Here is a 14,119-nt window from a genome sequence, read left to right on the forward strand (position 1 = left end):
GTTCTTGATGACCACTACGAATCTCTCCGCGCTCGCTGACCCGCTGCGCCTGTACGACGAGACCTTCGCCTCGCGCCTGCTGCTGGGCACCGCGCGCTACCCGTCGCCGCAATCGCTGGAAGACGCGGTGCGCGTGTCCAACCCGGCCATGCTGACGGTGGCGCTGCGCCGCCAGAGCGCGGGCTCGCCCGAGGGCGGCGCCGGCTTCTGGAAGATGCTGCGCGAACTCGGCGTGCCGGTGCTGCCGAATACCGCCGGCTGCTATTCCGCCGACGAGGCCTACACCCTCGCGCAGATGTCGCGTGAAGTGTTCGAGACGGATTGGATCAAGCTCGAAGTCATCGGCGACGACTACACGCTGCAGCCCGACACGCTCGCGCTGCCGGCCGCTGCCGAGCGCCTGATCCGCGACGGCTTCAAGGTGCTGCCGTATTGCACCGAAGACCTCGTGCTGTGCCGCCGCCTGCTCGACGTCGGCTGCCAGGCGCTGATGCCGTGGGCCGCGCCCATCGGCACCGGCCGCGGGCCCACCAACCCGTACGGCCTGCGCCTGCTGCGCGAGCGCCTGCCCAACGTGCCGCTGATCGTCGATGCGGGCCTGGGTGTGCCGTCGCACGCTACGCAGGTGATGGAGTGGGGTTACGACGCGGTGTTGCTGAATACCGCTGTTGCCCAAGCCGGTGATCCGGTGGCGATGGCGCTCGCGTTTGCGATGGCCACGCAGGCCGGTCGCCTCGCGCGCCTGTCGGGTCCGATGCCCGAGCGTGATGTCGCTCAGGCGAGCACGCCGGTTGTGGGTCTACCTTTCTGGCATGCGGAAGAGAAAAGCGCATGAGCATGTCCGCACTGCATTTCGCCGCTGCATGGCCGGAAGCCGCCGCGCTTGCTGCGCAGATCATCGATCGCCATGTCGAAGCCTTCGGCCGCGCGCCGCACGCCTGGAGCGTGACCGACCGCGCCGATGAAGCGACCACCGCCACGACCGTCCTACTGACCACTGACGTTGCACGAGCTGAACGTGCGCGTGCTGCCGGTGCTGCTGTCGTACTCAGCGAGACGCACGGCGCTGAGCGCATCGACACCGTGCACGATCGCCTCGGCACATATCGCTTCACGTCTGCCGCAACGGGCGATGCGCTTGACGCACGTTTCGTCGCCATCTTCGGTGCCGCACTCGCGCTGGCCTTCGAGCCGCGCGATGCGCTGTGCGTGGCGCGCGCGTGGATCAGCGAAGCCAATGCCGATGCATTGGCCTGGCCGACCAGCTTCGACGCCCTGCCCCGCGTGCTCGAACCCGCGCTGCCGTGCCCGACCGCACCGGACCTCGCCTTTGCACCGTGCCCGACGCAACTCGGCATCTACGCCGTGGTGCCGGATGCGGAATGGGTGGCACGCCTCGTTGCGCTCAAGGTGCCGACCGTGCAGTTGCGCTTCAAGTCGGACGACGCGCAAGCCGTGGCCGATCAGGTGCGCCGCGCAGAAGCCGCTGCACGCGGCAGCGCCACGCGCTTGTTCATCAACGATCACTGGCAGGTGGCATTCGACGTGCATGCAAGCGTGCCCAACAGCGGCATCTACGGCATCCACCTGGGCCAGGAAGACATCGACGACGCCAACCTCGTGGCGATCCGCTCGGCAGGTTTGCGCCTGGGCATCAGCACGCACGGTTTCGCCGAGATGTTGCGCGTCGCCCCGCTGAACCCCAGCTACCTCGCACTCGGCGCCGTGTTCGCCACGCCCACCAAGACCATGCCGACCGTGCCGCAGGGCCTGGGCCGGCTGTTCGCCTATGCCGCTGCCATGCGTACGCGCGTGCCGCCCCCCCCGTTGGTGGCGATTGGTGGCATCGACCTGGCCGCGATGCCGCGCGTGCTGGAGTCGGGTGTGGGCTCCGTGGCCGTGGTGCGTGCCATCACCCAGGCGGAGGATGTGCCGGCCGCCGTCGACACACTGCAAGCGACGTTCGCCGCGCACGTGCGCGCCTGAGCATCGCGGCCAGCACGTCCTGCGGGCTTCGCCGCGCAGGCGTCATGGGCCTGACCTATCCTGTTCGTGCGCCGCTGCGGCTTTTGGGGGTGACCCCGACTGCGGCGGTTTTCAAAACCACGCTGCAGGAGACAGACATGGCGGTCCAGCCCATCCCCGAGGGTTACCACAGCGTCACCCCGTACCTGAGCATCAAAGGCGCCGCAAAGGCGATCGATTTCTACAAGCAGGCCTTCGGCGCCACCGAACTCCTTCGCATGGATGGCCCGAACGGCACCATCGCGCACGCTGAAATCCGCATCGGCGATTCGGCCATCATGATGTCGGATGAAGTCCCGAACATGGCCTGCGCCAGCCCCACCACGCTGCAGAACACGTCGGTCGGGCTGATGATCTATGTGCCCAATGTCGATGCCGTATTTGCCAATGCCATCCAGGCCGGCGGCATCGAGGTCCGCCCGGTGGTGGACCAGTTCTACGGCGACCGTTCCGGCACGCTCAAAGACCCGTTCGGCCACGTGTGGACCGTGTCCACGCATGTGGAAGACGTCGCGCCCGATGAGATGGCCAAGCGCATGGAGAAGTGGACCAAGGAGCAGGCCGGCACATCGGCCTGAAGCGGTCAGCAGAAAAGACAAAGCGCGGACCGTGATCCGCGCTTTTTGTTGTCCGCGTGTGTTGCCTAGCGCGGCTGGCAGGTCACCTGTACGTTGTTCACATCGCCATTGACGGTGCCGCTGCCGTTGGCCACTGTGCAGTTGGCCGACGCCGGCTGCGAACTGATCGTCACTAGATAGCTGCCGTTGAACGGCACCAGCCCGCCGAACACAAACCTGCCGTTGGCCGCGATCGTCAGGCTGTCACGGCCGTTGTTGAGCAGCACGATCGACTGCCCATCCGGCAGCCCGCTCACCGTGCCGCCGATCGAAAAGTTGCTGCCGAAGTCCGCGACAAAGCTCGCATTGCATGCACTCAGCAGCCCGCATAGCGCGGCCACGGGAAGGCAGCGGAGGACCAGCGTGATGGGCAGGCGCTGCATGGCGGCAACTCCTTGGCGTCAGGGCTCAGTCTTCGTCGATGTCCACTTCCAGCGCGCGCGGTGCCGCCAGCGGACGCGGCGCGAACCCGTGGTTCAGCGGGCCGTTGCCGCGCCCGAGCGCCAGGTGGCGGCCGGCGCCGATGGCGTGCAGCAGGTAATCGAGCGAGGCTTCGATGGCGGCTTCAAGCATATCGCCGCGTGCGAGGTGTGCGGCAATGGCGGCGGACAGCGTGCAACCCGTGCCGTGCGTGTGCGGCGTGTCGATGTAGGTGTGGGCGTAGGTGCGCTCCACGCCCTCGGCGGTGACGAGCACGTCCTGCAGCACACCGTCTTCCCCCGCCGTGGACACATCGGCCAGATGCCCGCCCTTGAGCAGCACGGCGCGCGGGCCGAGTGCGAGCAGGTCACGCGCGGCGGGCAGCATGTCGTCGGCGGTGCGGACGATGCGGCCGAGCAGTGCGCTGGCTTCCGGCAGGTTGGGTGTGACCACCAGTGCGCGCGGGAACAGCCATTTCGCCATGGCCTGCACGGTGGCATCGCTGCCGAGCTGCGCGCCGCTGGTGCTGACCATGACCGGATCGACGACGAGGTTGGCGATCGGGTGGCGGTCCAGAGCGGAGAGGATAGCTTCCACCACCTGCGGCGTGCCGAGCATGCCAGTCTTGGCGGCGTCCACGCCGATGTCGCTTGTCACGGCATCGATCTGCGCCGCCACGATGTCTGGCGTGAGCGATTCCACCGCCGTCACGCCCAGCGTGTTCTGCGCGGTGATGGCCGTGATGGCCGACATGCCGTAGCAGCCGAGTGCGGCAAACGTCTTCAGGTCGGCCTGGATGCCCGCCCCGCCGCCGCTGTCCGAACCGGCGATGGTGAGCACGCGCGGCACGTGCGAGGCGGGAGCGGCAAACGCGGCGAGGGTCGGGTCGGTGATCGTCATGGCAAGCGCGAGCGTTGGGGGAGTGTTCGCACTATAGCGCCAGCATGACGGGGCTGGTGCTCATGCTTGGCCGCAGATGCCGGTAACGACGGCGCGCACGGTGCTTGCACGGCCGTCCATGCCGATTTTTTAGACGTGAACGCACCTCAGACCGGCGTTCACGCCGCACAGACTGCCGTGAATGCCGCCTTTTTAGGCATTGACGGACCTCGGACTGACGTTAACGCTCCTCAGACGGTCGTGAATGCTGCTTTTTTAGGCATTAACGCCCCTTGGACTGGCGTTCACGCATCTCAGGCAGCCGTGAACGCTGCTTTTTTATGCATGAGCGCATCTTGCACTGCCGTTGATGCTGCTTTGTTGAGCATCAACGGCTCTCCGCCCAACGTTCATGGCCATCCTGGGTCAATCCATGAGATCGGTGTAGTCCGCAGCGGCAAAGCGCTGGGCACGCACCCACGGCGCTGCAGCCGGCGCAGGCAGCGCCGTCACCCGCGTGAGCTTGCGCTGCGAGCCGCTGGCGTTGCGCGATTCCACGCGGCGCGGGTATTGGCCGGCCACATCCCAATCCACCGTGACAGTGCGCTCGCCCTGCTTGGCGCTGTAGGTCTGAACGCCATTGCGCACGGTGCCGTCGGCGCGCATGCCCTTGAGCGCGGCCGGATCGAGCAGGTGGTAGGCCGTGGCCCACGAGCCGTCGAAGCCGATGTTGGCGTACTCGGCGGGTTCCACGGCGTAGTTCTTCTGCTGCGATTCGCTGACCACGCGTACGGTCAGCGCGCCCTTGGCATCGCGTTCGATCCAGCGCGGGGCGGTGTCGGTGTCGGCGTGTTTGTGGCCGGCGTGGGTGTTGGTGGCGTCGTGCTCCGCGTGTGCGGAGGCGGGCGGCAGCTCGCGCGCGATCCAGACGCGGTCGCCCTGGCGGTAGACGCGCTCGGTAAAGCGGACGTCGCGCTGGATACCGTCGGTGCCGAGCGACGAGAGCTGGTGCTCGACGCGCAGTGCAGTCAGCGGCGTCGATGCGCTCGACGATGCAGGGCCTGCGGCCTGTGCCGTGGCAGCGAGCGCGGAGAAGGCGAAGGTCAGGAGAAAGCGGGCAGATCGGGTCATACGAATTGGATGCAGCCAAAACGAAAAAAGCGCATGCCGATCCCCTCGGCATGCGCGCGAAAGGAAACGCCGGAATCAGAGGCCCATGGCCGTCTTGACCACGCCGAACACTTTCGTGTTGTCCAGCGTGCCCTTCAGCGGTGCGCTGCCCGGACCAGAGGAGAACAGCATCACATCCCCGCCGCCGTGCGTTTCCGAACCAGGCGTGCCGAGCTGCACGCCCACTTCTTGCAGGTAGTCGTCTGCCGTCGTATCGACTCCGGCCACGTTGTCGCGCGTGGCCTTGCGCGGCGTGCCGCCGTTGCCGAAGACCAGCGTGGTGTACGGCAGGCCGTCGGCGGCCAGTTGCGGCTGACCGGTCTTGATGTCGTTCGACACGCCCAGGATCGGGTTGCCCTTGCGCGGGTAACCGTTGATCGTCATCGTGTGGTCGTGGTCGGCCGTGACGACGATCAGCGTGTTCGACAAGTCGGCCGTGCCCAGCGCGCGCTTGATGGCTTCATCAAACGCACCGGCGTCTTCCAGTGCGCGCTTGGCGTTGGTGCCGTGCAGCGCGTGGTCGATGCGCCCGCCCTCCACCATCAGGAAGTAGCCCTTGCCGTTCTTCTGCAGCACGCGGATGGCCTTCTCGGTCATGTCGGCCAGGCTGGGCTCGTCCACGCTGTTCTTCTTGCGGTCCAGCTCGTAGTTCATGTGATCCAGGTTGAACAGGCCGAGCAGCTTGTTGGTGCTCGTCGGGTCCACGGCCGCGAGTTGCGTACCGGTCGACACATACGTGTAGTTGGCCGCCGTGAACTGGCCGATCAGGTCGGTGGTGTCGGTGCGCTTGCTGCCCGTGGTGCCTTGCGGCAGGTAGTGGCGGCGGCCACCGCCCAGCAGCACGTCCACGCCGTCCTTGAGCGCGGCGTTGAACAGCGCGTTGCCCGGCGCGCCTTGCGCGGCGATCTGGTTTTCGCCGTCGCGGTGGCAGATGTGCGAGTACGTGGCAGCCGGCGTGGCGTGTGTCAGGCGCGTGGTGGTGACGGCGCCGACCGACTTGCCGGCAGCCTTGGCCAGTTCCAGCAGCGTGACGGCCGGCGTGCCGTTGCCGGGCTGGCAGGTGCTGTCCGAGCCCGTCACATAACCCTTGCCGGTGCTGTCGCTGGCCTTGGTGTCCTGCGACATGGAGATGACTTCGTTGTTCATCTTCACGCCGGTCATGTAGGCCGACATCGACGGGGCGCTGTCGGTGGTCTGCGCATCGTTGGAATACGTCTTGATACGCGCCGTGCGCTTGAGCGTTTCCATCGTCAGTTTGCCGCTCTCGCCCACCTTGTAGATGCGCGTGGCGGTGACGGTGGTCGGGCCCATGCCGTCGCCCAGGAAGAAGATCACGTTCTTGGCTTCGCCAGCGGCGTGTGCCTGACACGCGGCACCGGCGGCAAGCGCCAGCAGGCCAGCGCGGAAGATGCGGTTCGATTGCTTGTTCATGATTGCCCTCTCCCTCTTACAGACCCACGGCCTGCTTGATGAGGCCGAAGACCTCGGTGTTGTCCATCGTGCCGGTAAAGCGCTCGGCGCCCAGGCCGCGCGCGCCGATGAAGACATCGGTGCCACCATGCGTTTCGCCGCCCGGCGCAACCGGGATCACGGCTTCCTGGTGATAGGTCTTGTCGTAGACGGCCGCGTCAGTCAGCGCACCGCGCGTGGCGGGGCGGTTCTCACCCGTACCGAAGCCGATGATGGTGAACGGATTGCCCGCCGCGTCGGTGGCGTTGTTGCCGTTCACGTAGCTCTTGAGCAGGCCCAGCACGCCGGGGTTGCTGTCGCTGGTCGGGCCCGTGCGCTTGGCGTAGCCGTTGAGCACCAGCGTGTGGTCGTGGTCAGCGGTCACGACGATCAGCGTGTTCTTCAGGCCCGGGTCGATCGTGTTGAGCTTGTCGATCGCGCCGCGGATGGCGGAGTCGAACGCCACCGTGTCCTGCAGCGCCTTGCGGGCGGTGGTTTCGTGCAGCGCGTGGTCGATACGGCCGCCTTCCACCATCAGGAAGAAGCCCTTCTTCTTGGCGGCGAGCACGTCGATGGCCTTGTTGGTCATCTCGCCCAGGCTCGGTTCCTTGGTGGCGTCGCGGTCCAGGTCGTACGACATGTGGCTGCTGGTGAAGAGGCCCACAACCTTGTTGTCGGTGGCTTGCAGCGTGTCGAACTCGGCCTTGTTGCTGGCGTAGCGGTAGCCGCCGGCCTTGAGTTCGGCGATCAGGTCGCGGCCATCTGTGCGCGCGCCGCCTGCAGCAGTCGGCTGGAAGTGCTTGCGGCCGCCGCCGAAGACCACGTCCACGCCGTCGCCCAGTGCGCTGTTGAAACCCTTGCCTGCGGGCGTGAGTTGCGCGGCGATGGTGTTTTCGCCATCACGGTGGCAGATGTGCGAATACGTTGCAGCCGGCGTGGCATGCGTGATGCGCGTGGTGGTGACCACGCCCGTGCCGTAGCCTGCAGCCTTCATCAGTTCGAGCAGCGTGGTGACGGGCTTGCCGTTGCCGCTCGGGCAGGTGCTGTCGGCGCCCGACAGGTAGTCCTTGCCGCCCGCGTCAAAGGCGCTGGTGTCCGGTGACATGGAGATGACCTCGTTGTTCATCTTCACGCCGGTCATGTAGGCCGACATCGACGGCGCCGAGTCGGTCACCTGTGCGTTGTTCGAGAAGGTGCGCACGAAGCCGGTTTCCGGCAGCGTGTCCATGGTCAGCTCGCCGTCTTCGCCCACCTTGTAGATGCGCGCGGCGGTCATGGTGGTCAGGCCCATGCCGTCGCCCAGGAAGAACACGACGTTCTTGGTGGGCGTGGTGGTGGGTGTGCCGGCATCTGGCGTGGCGTTGCCGGTGGTAGATGTGCCGTCGCTGCCGCAGGCGGCCATGGCCAGCGCGGCTGCCGCGGCGGCGGCGTACTTCGTAAGTTTATGGTTGTGCATCGTTGGCTCCCTGAACGATGCCCGGCACTGTGGTGGCGGCGTGTTGCAGGGGCGTGATGCGTGCGCGGTGATTGCTAATCGGATCGCAAGGTTGTGGTGTGACGGCGCATTGACATGGCTGCGTGATGCCCGCTATGCGCCACCGATCCGGGAGGGTTAGCTGCGGCGATTCAACGCTTGCGCATGGTGTGCGATGTGCTCGCCGATGAAGCTGGCGATGAAGTAGTAGCTGTGGTCATAGCCCGCATGACGCCGCAGCGTGAGCGGGTGCTGATGGCGCTGCGCTTCTTGCACCAGGCGCCATGGCTGTAGCTGCGTTTCCAGAAAGTCATCCGCATCGCCCTGATCGACCAGGATCGGCAGACGCTCCGGTGCGGTGGCCAACAGGGCGCACGCATCCCATGCATTCCACGTTGCGCGATCCGGCCCCAGATAGGCGCTGAATGCCTTCTCGCCCCACGGCACCTGGCTGGGCGCAACAATGGGCGAGAACGCCGAAACGGCGGCATAACGCCCCGGATTGCGCAAGGCAATCACGAGCGCACCATGCCCGCCCATGGAATGTCCCATGATCGAGCGGCGGTCATTGGCCGGGAAGTGCGCTTCGATGAGGGCTGGCAATTCCGTGTTGACGTAGTCGTACATGCGGAAATTCGCGGCCCACGGCGCTTGCGTGGCATTGACATAAAAGCCCGCGCCTTGTCCGAGATCGTAAGCCGCGTCATCGGGGATGCCTTGGCCGCGAGGGCTGGTGTCGGGGGCCACGACAATCACCTTGTGCTCGGCGGCATAGCGCTGTGCGCCAGCCTTGGTGATGACGTTCTGCTCGGTGCAGGTCAGGCCCGAGAGCCAGTAGATCACCGGTAGTGTTTCGCCGTCATCGTGCTTGGGTACGAAAACGGCAACGTTCATGTCACAGCCCAGCGTTGGTGAGTGGTGCCGCCATACGCTTTGTGTGCCGCCAAAGCAGGCGTGCTGCTCGATACGTTCCATGTCTTCTCGGGTTTGGAAAGGGAACGGCCCGCGATGGGGCCGCCTTTTTGCGTGATGTTGTGTGAGAGCGTGCCGCTTAGTACTTGATCACGCTGCGGATCGACTTGCCTTCGTGCATCAAATCAAACGCCTTGTTGATGTCTTCCAGGCCCATGGTGTGCGTGACGAACGGTGCCAGCTCAATCTCGCCCTTCATCGCACTTTCCACCATGCCGGGCAGTTGGGTGCGCCCCTTCACGCCGCCAAAGGCGGAGCCCAGCCAACGGCGCCCGGTCACCAACTGGAAGGGGCGGGTCGAGATCTCTTGGCCCGCACCGGCCACGCCAATGATGATCGACTGCCCCCAGCCGCGATGCGCGCACTCCAACGCGGCCCGCATCACGTTGACGTTGCCGATGCACTCGAACGAGTGGTCTACCCCCCAGCCCGTCATTTCGATAATGACTTGCTGGATCGGCTTGTCATGATCCTTGGGGTTGACGAAATCGGTGGCGCCAAATTGCTTGGCCAATTCAAACTTGGCCGGATTGGTGTCGATCGCGATGATGCGGCCAGCCTTGGCGTGGCGTGCGCCCTGGATGACCGCCAGCCCAATACCGCCCAGCCCGAACACGGCAACGGAGTCCCCTGCCTGCACCTTGGCCGTGTTGTGAACGGCGCCGATGCCGGTGGTCACGCCGCAGCCCAGCAGGCAGACGTGCTCGTGATTGGCCTTCGGGTTGATCTTGGCCAGCGAAACCTCGGCCACCACCGTGTATTCCGAGAAGGTCGAGCAGCCCATGTAGTGGTACAGCGGTTGCCCGTTGTACGAAAAGCGCGTCGTGCCGTCGGGCATCACACCCTTGCCCTGAGTGGCACGCACGGCCACGCACAGATTGGTTTTGCCCGAGGTGCAGAACTCGCACTTGCCGCACTCGGCGGTGTAGAGGGGGATCACATGATCGCCAGGTACGACGCTGGTTACGCCCTCCCCGACCTCGACCACGATACCGGCACCCTCGTGGCCCAGCACCACCGGGAACAGGCCTTCCGGGTCGTCACCAGACAGGGTGAACGCATCGGTATGGCACACGCCGGTATCGGTAATGCGAATGAGCACTTCGCCGGCCTTGGGCGGGGCGACGTCGATTTCAACAATCTCAAGCGGTTGGCCTGCGGCAAATGCAACGGCGGCACGGGATTTCATCGGATAGTCCTTGGTTTGAATTTCAGGTGGAGATGCGCTCAAGGCGCATCACTTCATGTAGTTGCGGACGAAGCTCAGCAACTCTCGGGACTTGGTGTCGCTGGCGCCCCCAAATTCCTCGCGGATGTGTGTTTCCAGCACCTCGGTCATGAGGCCATTGATGGCGCCTCGCGCGGATGCAATCTGCTGTAGCAATGCAGCGCAACTGACCCCCTCTTCAAGGGCGCGCTCCAAGGCTTGGCACTGGCCAGTGATACGCCGGACGCGCATCAGTACGCGCTTTTTATCCTCGGGGCTGCTGGGCACGACATTTCTCCGGCTAGGTATAGTGGGGTACAGTATATGAACGCCGGTAGCCGCTCTCAAGGGGACGGCACACATTCTGAAGCGTTGCGGTGTGCGCGCGGGGCTGCGCGGTAGGATGGCCGCCATCGTCTGCTATCGCGCATGCCCATGCTCACCCGCCAGTTCGTCAGCCACGTTACGCTGCGGCGCGACACCATCACCGCCTTCGACGCGTATCCGTTCAGCCTGCCCGCCGTGCGCGCGCTCGATACGCTGGAGCTGCACCCCAAGGTCACCTTCCTCGTCGGTGAAAACGGCTCCGGCAAATCCACGCTTATGGAAGCGATTGCCGTGGCGCTGGGCTTCAACGCCGAAGGCGGCTCGCGCAACTTCCGCTTCAGCACGCACGCGTCGCACTCCGAGCTGCACGCCCATCTGCGTATCGCCCGGGGCTTTCGCAAGCCGCGCACCGAGTTCTTCCTGCGTGCCGAAAGCTTCTTCAACGTGGCCACCAACATTCAGCAGATGGACGACGAGCCCGGCCTGGGCGGCCGCGTGATCGACTCGTACGGCGGCAAGTCATTGCATGCGCAGTCGCATGGCGAGTCGTTCCTCGCGCTGCTGATGAACCGCTTCGGGCCCAACGGCCTGTACTTACTCGACGAACCCGAGGCTGCGCTCTCGCCGCAGCGGCAACTGGCGGTGCTCACGCGTCTGCACGATCTGGTGAAGGCGGAGAGCCAGTTCGTCATCGCCACGCACTCGCCGATCTTGATGGCCTATCCCGATGCGTGGATCTACCAGTGCGATGGTGACGGCATCCGGCGCATTACCTATGAGGAGACTGAGCACTTTCAGGTGACACGGGATTTTCTGGCGAATCCGCAGCGGATGCTGGCGATGTTGTTGGATGACTGAGGCTCGAATGTTCCGTGATTGGCGTTTGTGTTGATTCAGTAACGTGCCGCCGATTTTGGCCGTGGATAATGCCGCCGAGGCCGGGCCACCCAATGCGCCGGCGGCTATTGAGCACCGCAATTGAACGCGAAGCAATGAAACTCACAAAAATGCGATGGATGTGGGCCAGCCTCATGGCAGCCTTGGGCGTGATGGTTGTCGCCGGATGCGCGCAACAACCCATGGCGTTGGACAAGCGCGCGGATTCTGCGCAACTCGGCACGCAGTGGGGCGAAGGGATTGAATCGCGCCTGCAAACGGTGGATCTCCGGCGTGTGAGCAGCGAGCCGGTGATTCAGCACACGCTGTCTTATTCCGAAGCAAGCGGAAACGGCCGAGCCGTCCGCGAAATCATGCTCGCCAAAGGCCGAATCGGATTGACCGTGCTTCGTGACGGGAACGAGCCCTGGTCGATTTATCTGGATGGCGCGAACGGCCACCTTCAAGGGAAGAAGGGGGAGCGCTATGTGCTGCAGTATCAGAATTACTCGAAGCAGACCATCTACGAAATCGTCACCACGGTGGATGGCCTGGACGTGATGAATGGCCGGGCAGGCAGCATCCGAAACAACGGCTATGTTCTGAAGCCGGGTGAAACCCTGCAGGTGGAAGGATTCCGCAAGAGCCGGAAGGAAGTGGCCGCGTTCCGTTTTGCTGAGGTGGACGATGCCTACGCGGCTAACAGCAAGAACGGGGCGGCCAGCAATGTTGGCGTCATCGGTACCGCCGTGTTTGAGTTGTACGACCCGAACAAGAAGCGCAAACCGTCGCCAGCAGAAGGCCCGAGTGCATTCCCGGGCGACGACAAGTCGGGCGACGATCCGCGCTTTGCCAGCCCACCCGAGTACAGGAAAGGCTGATCGCCCCACAGGGCCGTCGTTGACGACCGAGGTGGCGAAATCGCGACGCTGAAAGCGAGGCCGGTCCGGGCGAAAGCCTTGACCGGCCTCGTTTTCGTTGATCGGTGGCCTCATGCATCACACGGCAAGCGCGCGTTGACCTGCCGCAGCGGGAACGAATCCGCTACAATCCAGCCCATTCCGAGGAGCGTTGCAACGGTCGGCACAGCCTGACCGCCAGGCTCGGAAGTTCAAACGGCGCTCGCAGTATCGTGGCTGACACGATGGCGAGAACGCATCTATCCGGGGTCCGGCGCATTGAAGCGCGTGGGCGCTCCGACTCAGCAGTTATCTCTCCAGCGTGCGGTCACCCTCATCTTTTCGGAGTGATCCAATGAACGCTGTGACCGACCTCAAGAACGACTACCTCGTCGCCGACATCAAGCTGGCCGACTGGGGCCGCAAGGAAATCGCCATTGCCGAGACCGAAATGCCCGGCCTGATGGCGATCCGCGACGAGTTCGCTGCCAGCCAGCCGCTCAAGGGCGCGCGCATTGCCGGCTCGCTGCACATGACCATCCAGACCGCCGTGCTGATCGAGACGCTCAAGGCACTCGGCGCCGACGTGCGCTGGGCCTCGTGCAACATCTTCTCAACGCAGGACCATGCCGCTGCCGCGATCGCTGCATCGGGTACGCCGGTGTTTGCGTTCAAGGGCGAGTCGCTCAAGGAATACTGGGACTTCACGCACCGCATCTTCGAATGGGCCGACGGCGGCACGCCGAACATGATCCTGGATGACGGCGGCGACGCCACGCTGCTGCTGCACCTGGGTGCCAAGGCTGAGCAGGACGCTTCCGTCATCAGCAAGCCGACCAGCGAAGAAGAGACCTTCCTGTTCGCCGCCATCAAGGACAAGCTGGCCAAGGACGCGACCTTCTACAGCCGCAACCTCGACGCCATCAAGGGCGTGACCGAAGAAACCACCACGGGCGTGCACCGCCTGTACCAGATGGCTCAGCGCGGCGAACTGCGCTTCCCGGCCATCAACGTGAACGACTCGGTCACCAAGAGCAAGTTCGACAACCTCTACGGCTGCCGTGAATCGCTGGTCGACGGCATCAAGCGCGCGACCGACGTGATGATCGCCGGCAAGGTGGCGATCGTGGCCGGCTACGGTGACGTGGGCAAGGGCTCGGCACAGGCACTGCGCGCGCTGTCCGCACAAGTGTGGGTGACGGAAATCGACCCGATCTGCGCGCTGCAAGCTGCGATGGAAGGCTACCGCGTGGTGACCATGGACTACGCTGCCGAGCACGGCGACATCTTCGTGACCTGCACGGGCAACTACCACGTCATCACGCACGACCACATGGCCAAGATGAAGGACCAGGCCATCGTCTGCAACATCGGCCACTTCGACAACGAGATCGACATCGCCTCCGTTGAGAAGTACCAGTGGGAAGAGATCAAGCCGCAGGTCGATCATGTGATCTTCCCGGACGGCAAGAAGATCATCATCCTGGCCAAGGGCCGCCTGGTGAACCTGGGCTGCGCTACGGGCCACCCGTCGTACGTGATGAGCAGCTCGTTTGCCAACCAGACCATCGCGCAGATCGAACTGTGGACTGAAGCGGTGAAGGGCTCGAACAAGTACCCGGTGGGCGTGTACACGCTGCCCAAGCACCTGGACGAGAAGGTCGCGCGCCTGCAGCTGAAGAAGCTGAATGCGCAATTGACCGAGCTGACCGACCAACAAGCTGCGTACATTGGTGTGAGCAAGCAAGGCCCGTACAAGGCTGACCACTACCGCTACTAAGCTGCACGCTGTATCCGTCACTGG

The 14,119-nt window shown here is 64.6% G+C and carries 14 protein-coding genes and 1 riboswitch; of the genes, 6 read left to right on the plus strand and 8 right to left on the minus strand.

Going from position 1 to position 14,119, the window contains the following annotated elements:
• The first annotated feature begins 7 nt into the window (after positions 1-7).
• From ACS7SF_RS09680 to ACS7SF_RS09690, 3 genes are all read left to right on the plus strand, one after another.
• Positions 8-835, plus strand: coding sequence for a thiazole synthase (locus tag ACS7SF_RS09680; protein ID WP_439889590.1), 828 nt, complete (start codon positions 8-10; stop codon positions 833-835).
• Complete coding sequence (locus ACS7SF_RS09685) at positions 832-1,986, plus strand: thiamine phosphate synthase (protein ID WP_439889591.1); 1,155 nt, start codon at positions 832-834, stop codon at positions 1,984-1,986. The genes ACS7SF_RS09680 and ACS7SF_RS09685 overlap by 4 nt, the downstream gene beginning before the upstream one ends.
• Before the next feature lie 137 nt (positions 1,987-2,123).
• Positions 2,124-2,603 carry a VOC family protein gene (locus ACS7SF_RS09690; protein WP_439889592.1) on the plus strand — a complete coding sequence of 160 codons (480 nt, stop codon included), beginning with the start codon at positions 2,124-2,126 and terminating at the stop codon, positions 2,601-2,603.
• A gap of 65 nt (positions 2,604-2,668) precedes the next feature.
• On the opposite strand, the gene ACS7SF_RS09695 is transcribed toward ACS7SF_RS09690, so the two are convergent.
• The 8 genes from ACS7SF_RS09695 to ACS7SF_RS09730 form a co-directional block, all read right to left on the minus strand.
• On the minus strand, positions 2,669-3,025 hold the full coding sequence (locus tag ACS7SF_RS09695) for a DUF4369 domain-containing protein (protein WP_439889593.1): 357 nt from the start codon (positions 3,023-3,025) through the stop codon (positions 2,669-2,671).
• Between the two features lie 25 nt (positions 3,026-3,050).
• A complete protein-coding gene (thiD, locus tag ACS7SF_RS09700; RefSeq protein WP_439889594.1) occupies positions 3,051-3,962 on the minus strand; it encodes a bifunctional hydroxymethylpyrimidine kinase/phosphomethylpyrimidine kinase in 912 nt (303 codons plus the stop codon).
• Between the two features lie 405 nt (positions 3,963-4,367).
• On the minus strand, positions 4,368-5,072 hold the full coding sequence (locus ACS7SF_RS09705; protein ID WP_439889595.1) for a hypothetical protein: 705 nt from the start codon (positions 5,070-5,072) through the stop codon (positions 4,368-4,370).
• Positions 5,073-5,147: 75 nt separating this feature from the next.
• Positions 5,148-6,542, minus strand: a complete 1,395-nt coding sequence (locus ACS7SF_RS09710) for an alkaline phosphatase (protein WP_439889596.1) — start codon at positions 6,540-6,542, stop codon at positions 5,148-5,150.
• Between the two features lie 16 nt (positions 6,543-6,558).
• Positions 6,559-8,016, minus strand: a complete 1,458-nt coding sequence (locus ACS7SF_RS09715) for an alkaline phosphatase (protein WP_439889597.1) — start codon at positions 8,014-8,016, stop codon at positions 6,559-6,561.
• A gap of 156 nt (positions 8,017-8,172) precedes the next feature.
• Entirely contained in the window at positions 8,173-9,009 is an 837-nt protein-coding gene (gene fghA / locus ACS7SF_RS09720; protein ID WP_439889598.1) for an S-formylglutathione hydrolase, read from the minus strand.
• Positions 9,010-9,085: 76 nt separating this feature from the next.
• Positions 9,086-10,195, minus strand: a complete 1,110-nt coding sequence (locus ACS7SF_RS09725) for an S-(hydroxymethyl)glutathione dehydrogenase/class III alcohol dehydrogenase (protein ID WP_439889599.1) — start codon at positions 10,193-10,195, stop codon at positions 9,086-9,088.
• 48 nt (positions 10,196-10,243) lie between these two features.
• Positions 10,244-10,501: a metal/formaldehyde-sensitive transcriptional repressor gene (locus tag ACS7SF_RS09730; protein WP_439889600.1), complete on the minus strand. Its 258-nt coding sequence runs from the start codon at positions 10,499-10,501 to the stop codon at positions 10,244-10,246.
• 147 nt (positions 10,502-10,648) lie between these two features.
• Between ACS7SF_RS09730 and ACS7SF_RS09735 the strand changes: the two genes are divergently transcribed.
• The 3 genes from ACS7SF_RS09735 to ahcY all read left to right on the plus strand — a co-directional run bounded on the left by ACS7SF_RS09735 (position 10,649) and on the right by ahcY (position 14,095).
• Positions 10,649-11,398: an AAA family ATPase gene (locus ACS7SF_RS09735; RefSeq protein ID WP_439892732.1), complete on the plus strand. Its 750-nt coding sequence runs from the start codon at positions 10,649-10,651 to the stop codon at positions 11,396-11,398.
• Between the two features lie 107 nt (positions 11,399-11,505).
• A complete protein-coding gene (locus ACS7SF_RS09740; RefSeq protein WP_439889601.1) occupies positions 11,506-12,297 on the plus strand; it encodes a hypothetical protein in 792 nt (263 codons plus the stop codon).
• Between the two features lie 176 nt (positions 12,298-12,473).
• Positions 12,474-12,547: riboswitch (S-adenosyl-L-homocysteine riboswitch) on the plus strand.
• 123 nt (positions 12,548-12,670) lie between these two features.
• Positions 12,671-14,095, plus strand: coding sequence for an adenosylhomocysteinase (ahcY, locus tag ACS7SF_RS09745; protein ID WP_439889602.1), 1,425 nt, complete (start codon positions 12,671-12,673; stop codon positions 14,093-14,095).
• Positions 14,096-14,119: the final 24 nt, after the last annotated feature.

It is taken from the genome of Ralstonia sp. 25C (genome assembly GCF_051904805.1).
Classification (GTDB): Bacteria; Pseudomonadota; Gammaproteobacteria; order Burkholderiales; family Burkholderiaceae; genus Ralstonia.

What these genes read in the sequence shown, in the direction of transcription:
- ahcY (WP_439889602.1), top strand. Translation starts at nt 12,671, where the DNA reads ATGAACGCTGTGACCGACCTCAAGAACGACTACCTCGTCGCCGACATC.
- ACS7SF_RS09710 (WP_439889596.1), bottom strand. Translation starts at nt 6,542, where the DNA reads ATGAACAAGCAATCGAACCGCATCTTCCGCGCTGGCCTGCTGGCGCTT.
- ACS7SF_RS09725 (WP_439889599.1), bottom strand. Translation starts at nt 10,195, where the DNA reads ATGAAATCCCGTGCCGCCGTTGCATTTGCCGCAGGCCAACCGCTTGAG.
- ACS7SF_RS09685 (WP_439889591.1), top strand. Translation starts at nt 832, where the DNA reads ATGAGCATGTCCGCACTGCATTTCGCCGCTGCATGGCCGGAAGCCGCC.
- thiD (WP_439889594.1), bottom strand. Translation starts at nt 3,962, where the DNA reads ATGACGATCACCGACCCGACCCTCGCCGCGTTTGCCGCTCCCGCCTCG.
- ACS7SF_RS09735 (WP_439892732.1), top strand. Translation starts at nt 10,649, where the DNA reads ATGCTCACCCGCCAGTTCGTCAGCCACGTTACGCTGCGGCGCGACACC.
- ACS7SF_RS09715 (WP_439889597.1), bottom strand. Translation starts at nt 8,016, where the DNA reads ATGCACAACCATAAACTTACGAAGTACGCCGCCGCCGCGGCAGCCGCG.
- ACS7SF_RS09705 (WP_439889595.1), bottom strand. Translation starts at nt 5,072, where the DNA reads ATGACCCGATCTGCCCGCTTTCTCCTGACCTTCGCCTTCTCCGCGCTC.
- fghA (WP_439889598.1), bottom strand. Translation starts at nt 9,009, where the DNA reads ATGGAACGTATCGAGCAGCACGCCTGCTTTGGCGGCACACAAAGCGTA.
- ACS7SF_RS09690 (WP_439889592.1), top strand. Translation starts at nt 2,124, where the DNA reads ATGGCGGTCCAGCCCATCCCCGAGGGTTACCACAGCGTCACCCCGTAC.
- ACS7SF_RS09680 (WP_439889590.1), top strand. Translation starts at nt 8, where the DNA reads ATGACCACTACGAATCTCTCCGCGCTCGCTGACCCGCTGCGCCTGTAC.
- ACS7SF_RS09695 (WP_439889593.1), bottom strand. Translation starts at nt 3,025, where the DNA reads ATGCAGCGCCTGCCCATCACGCTGGTCCTCCGCTGCCTTCCCGTGGCC.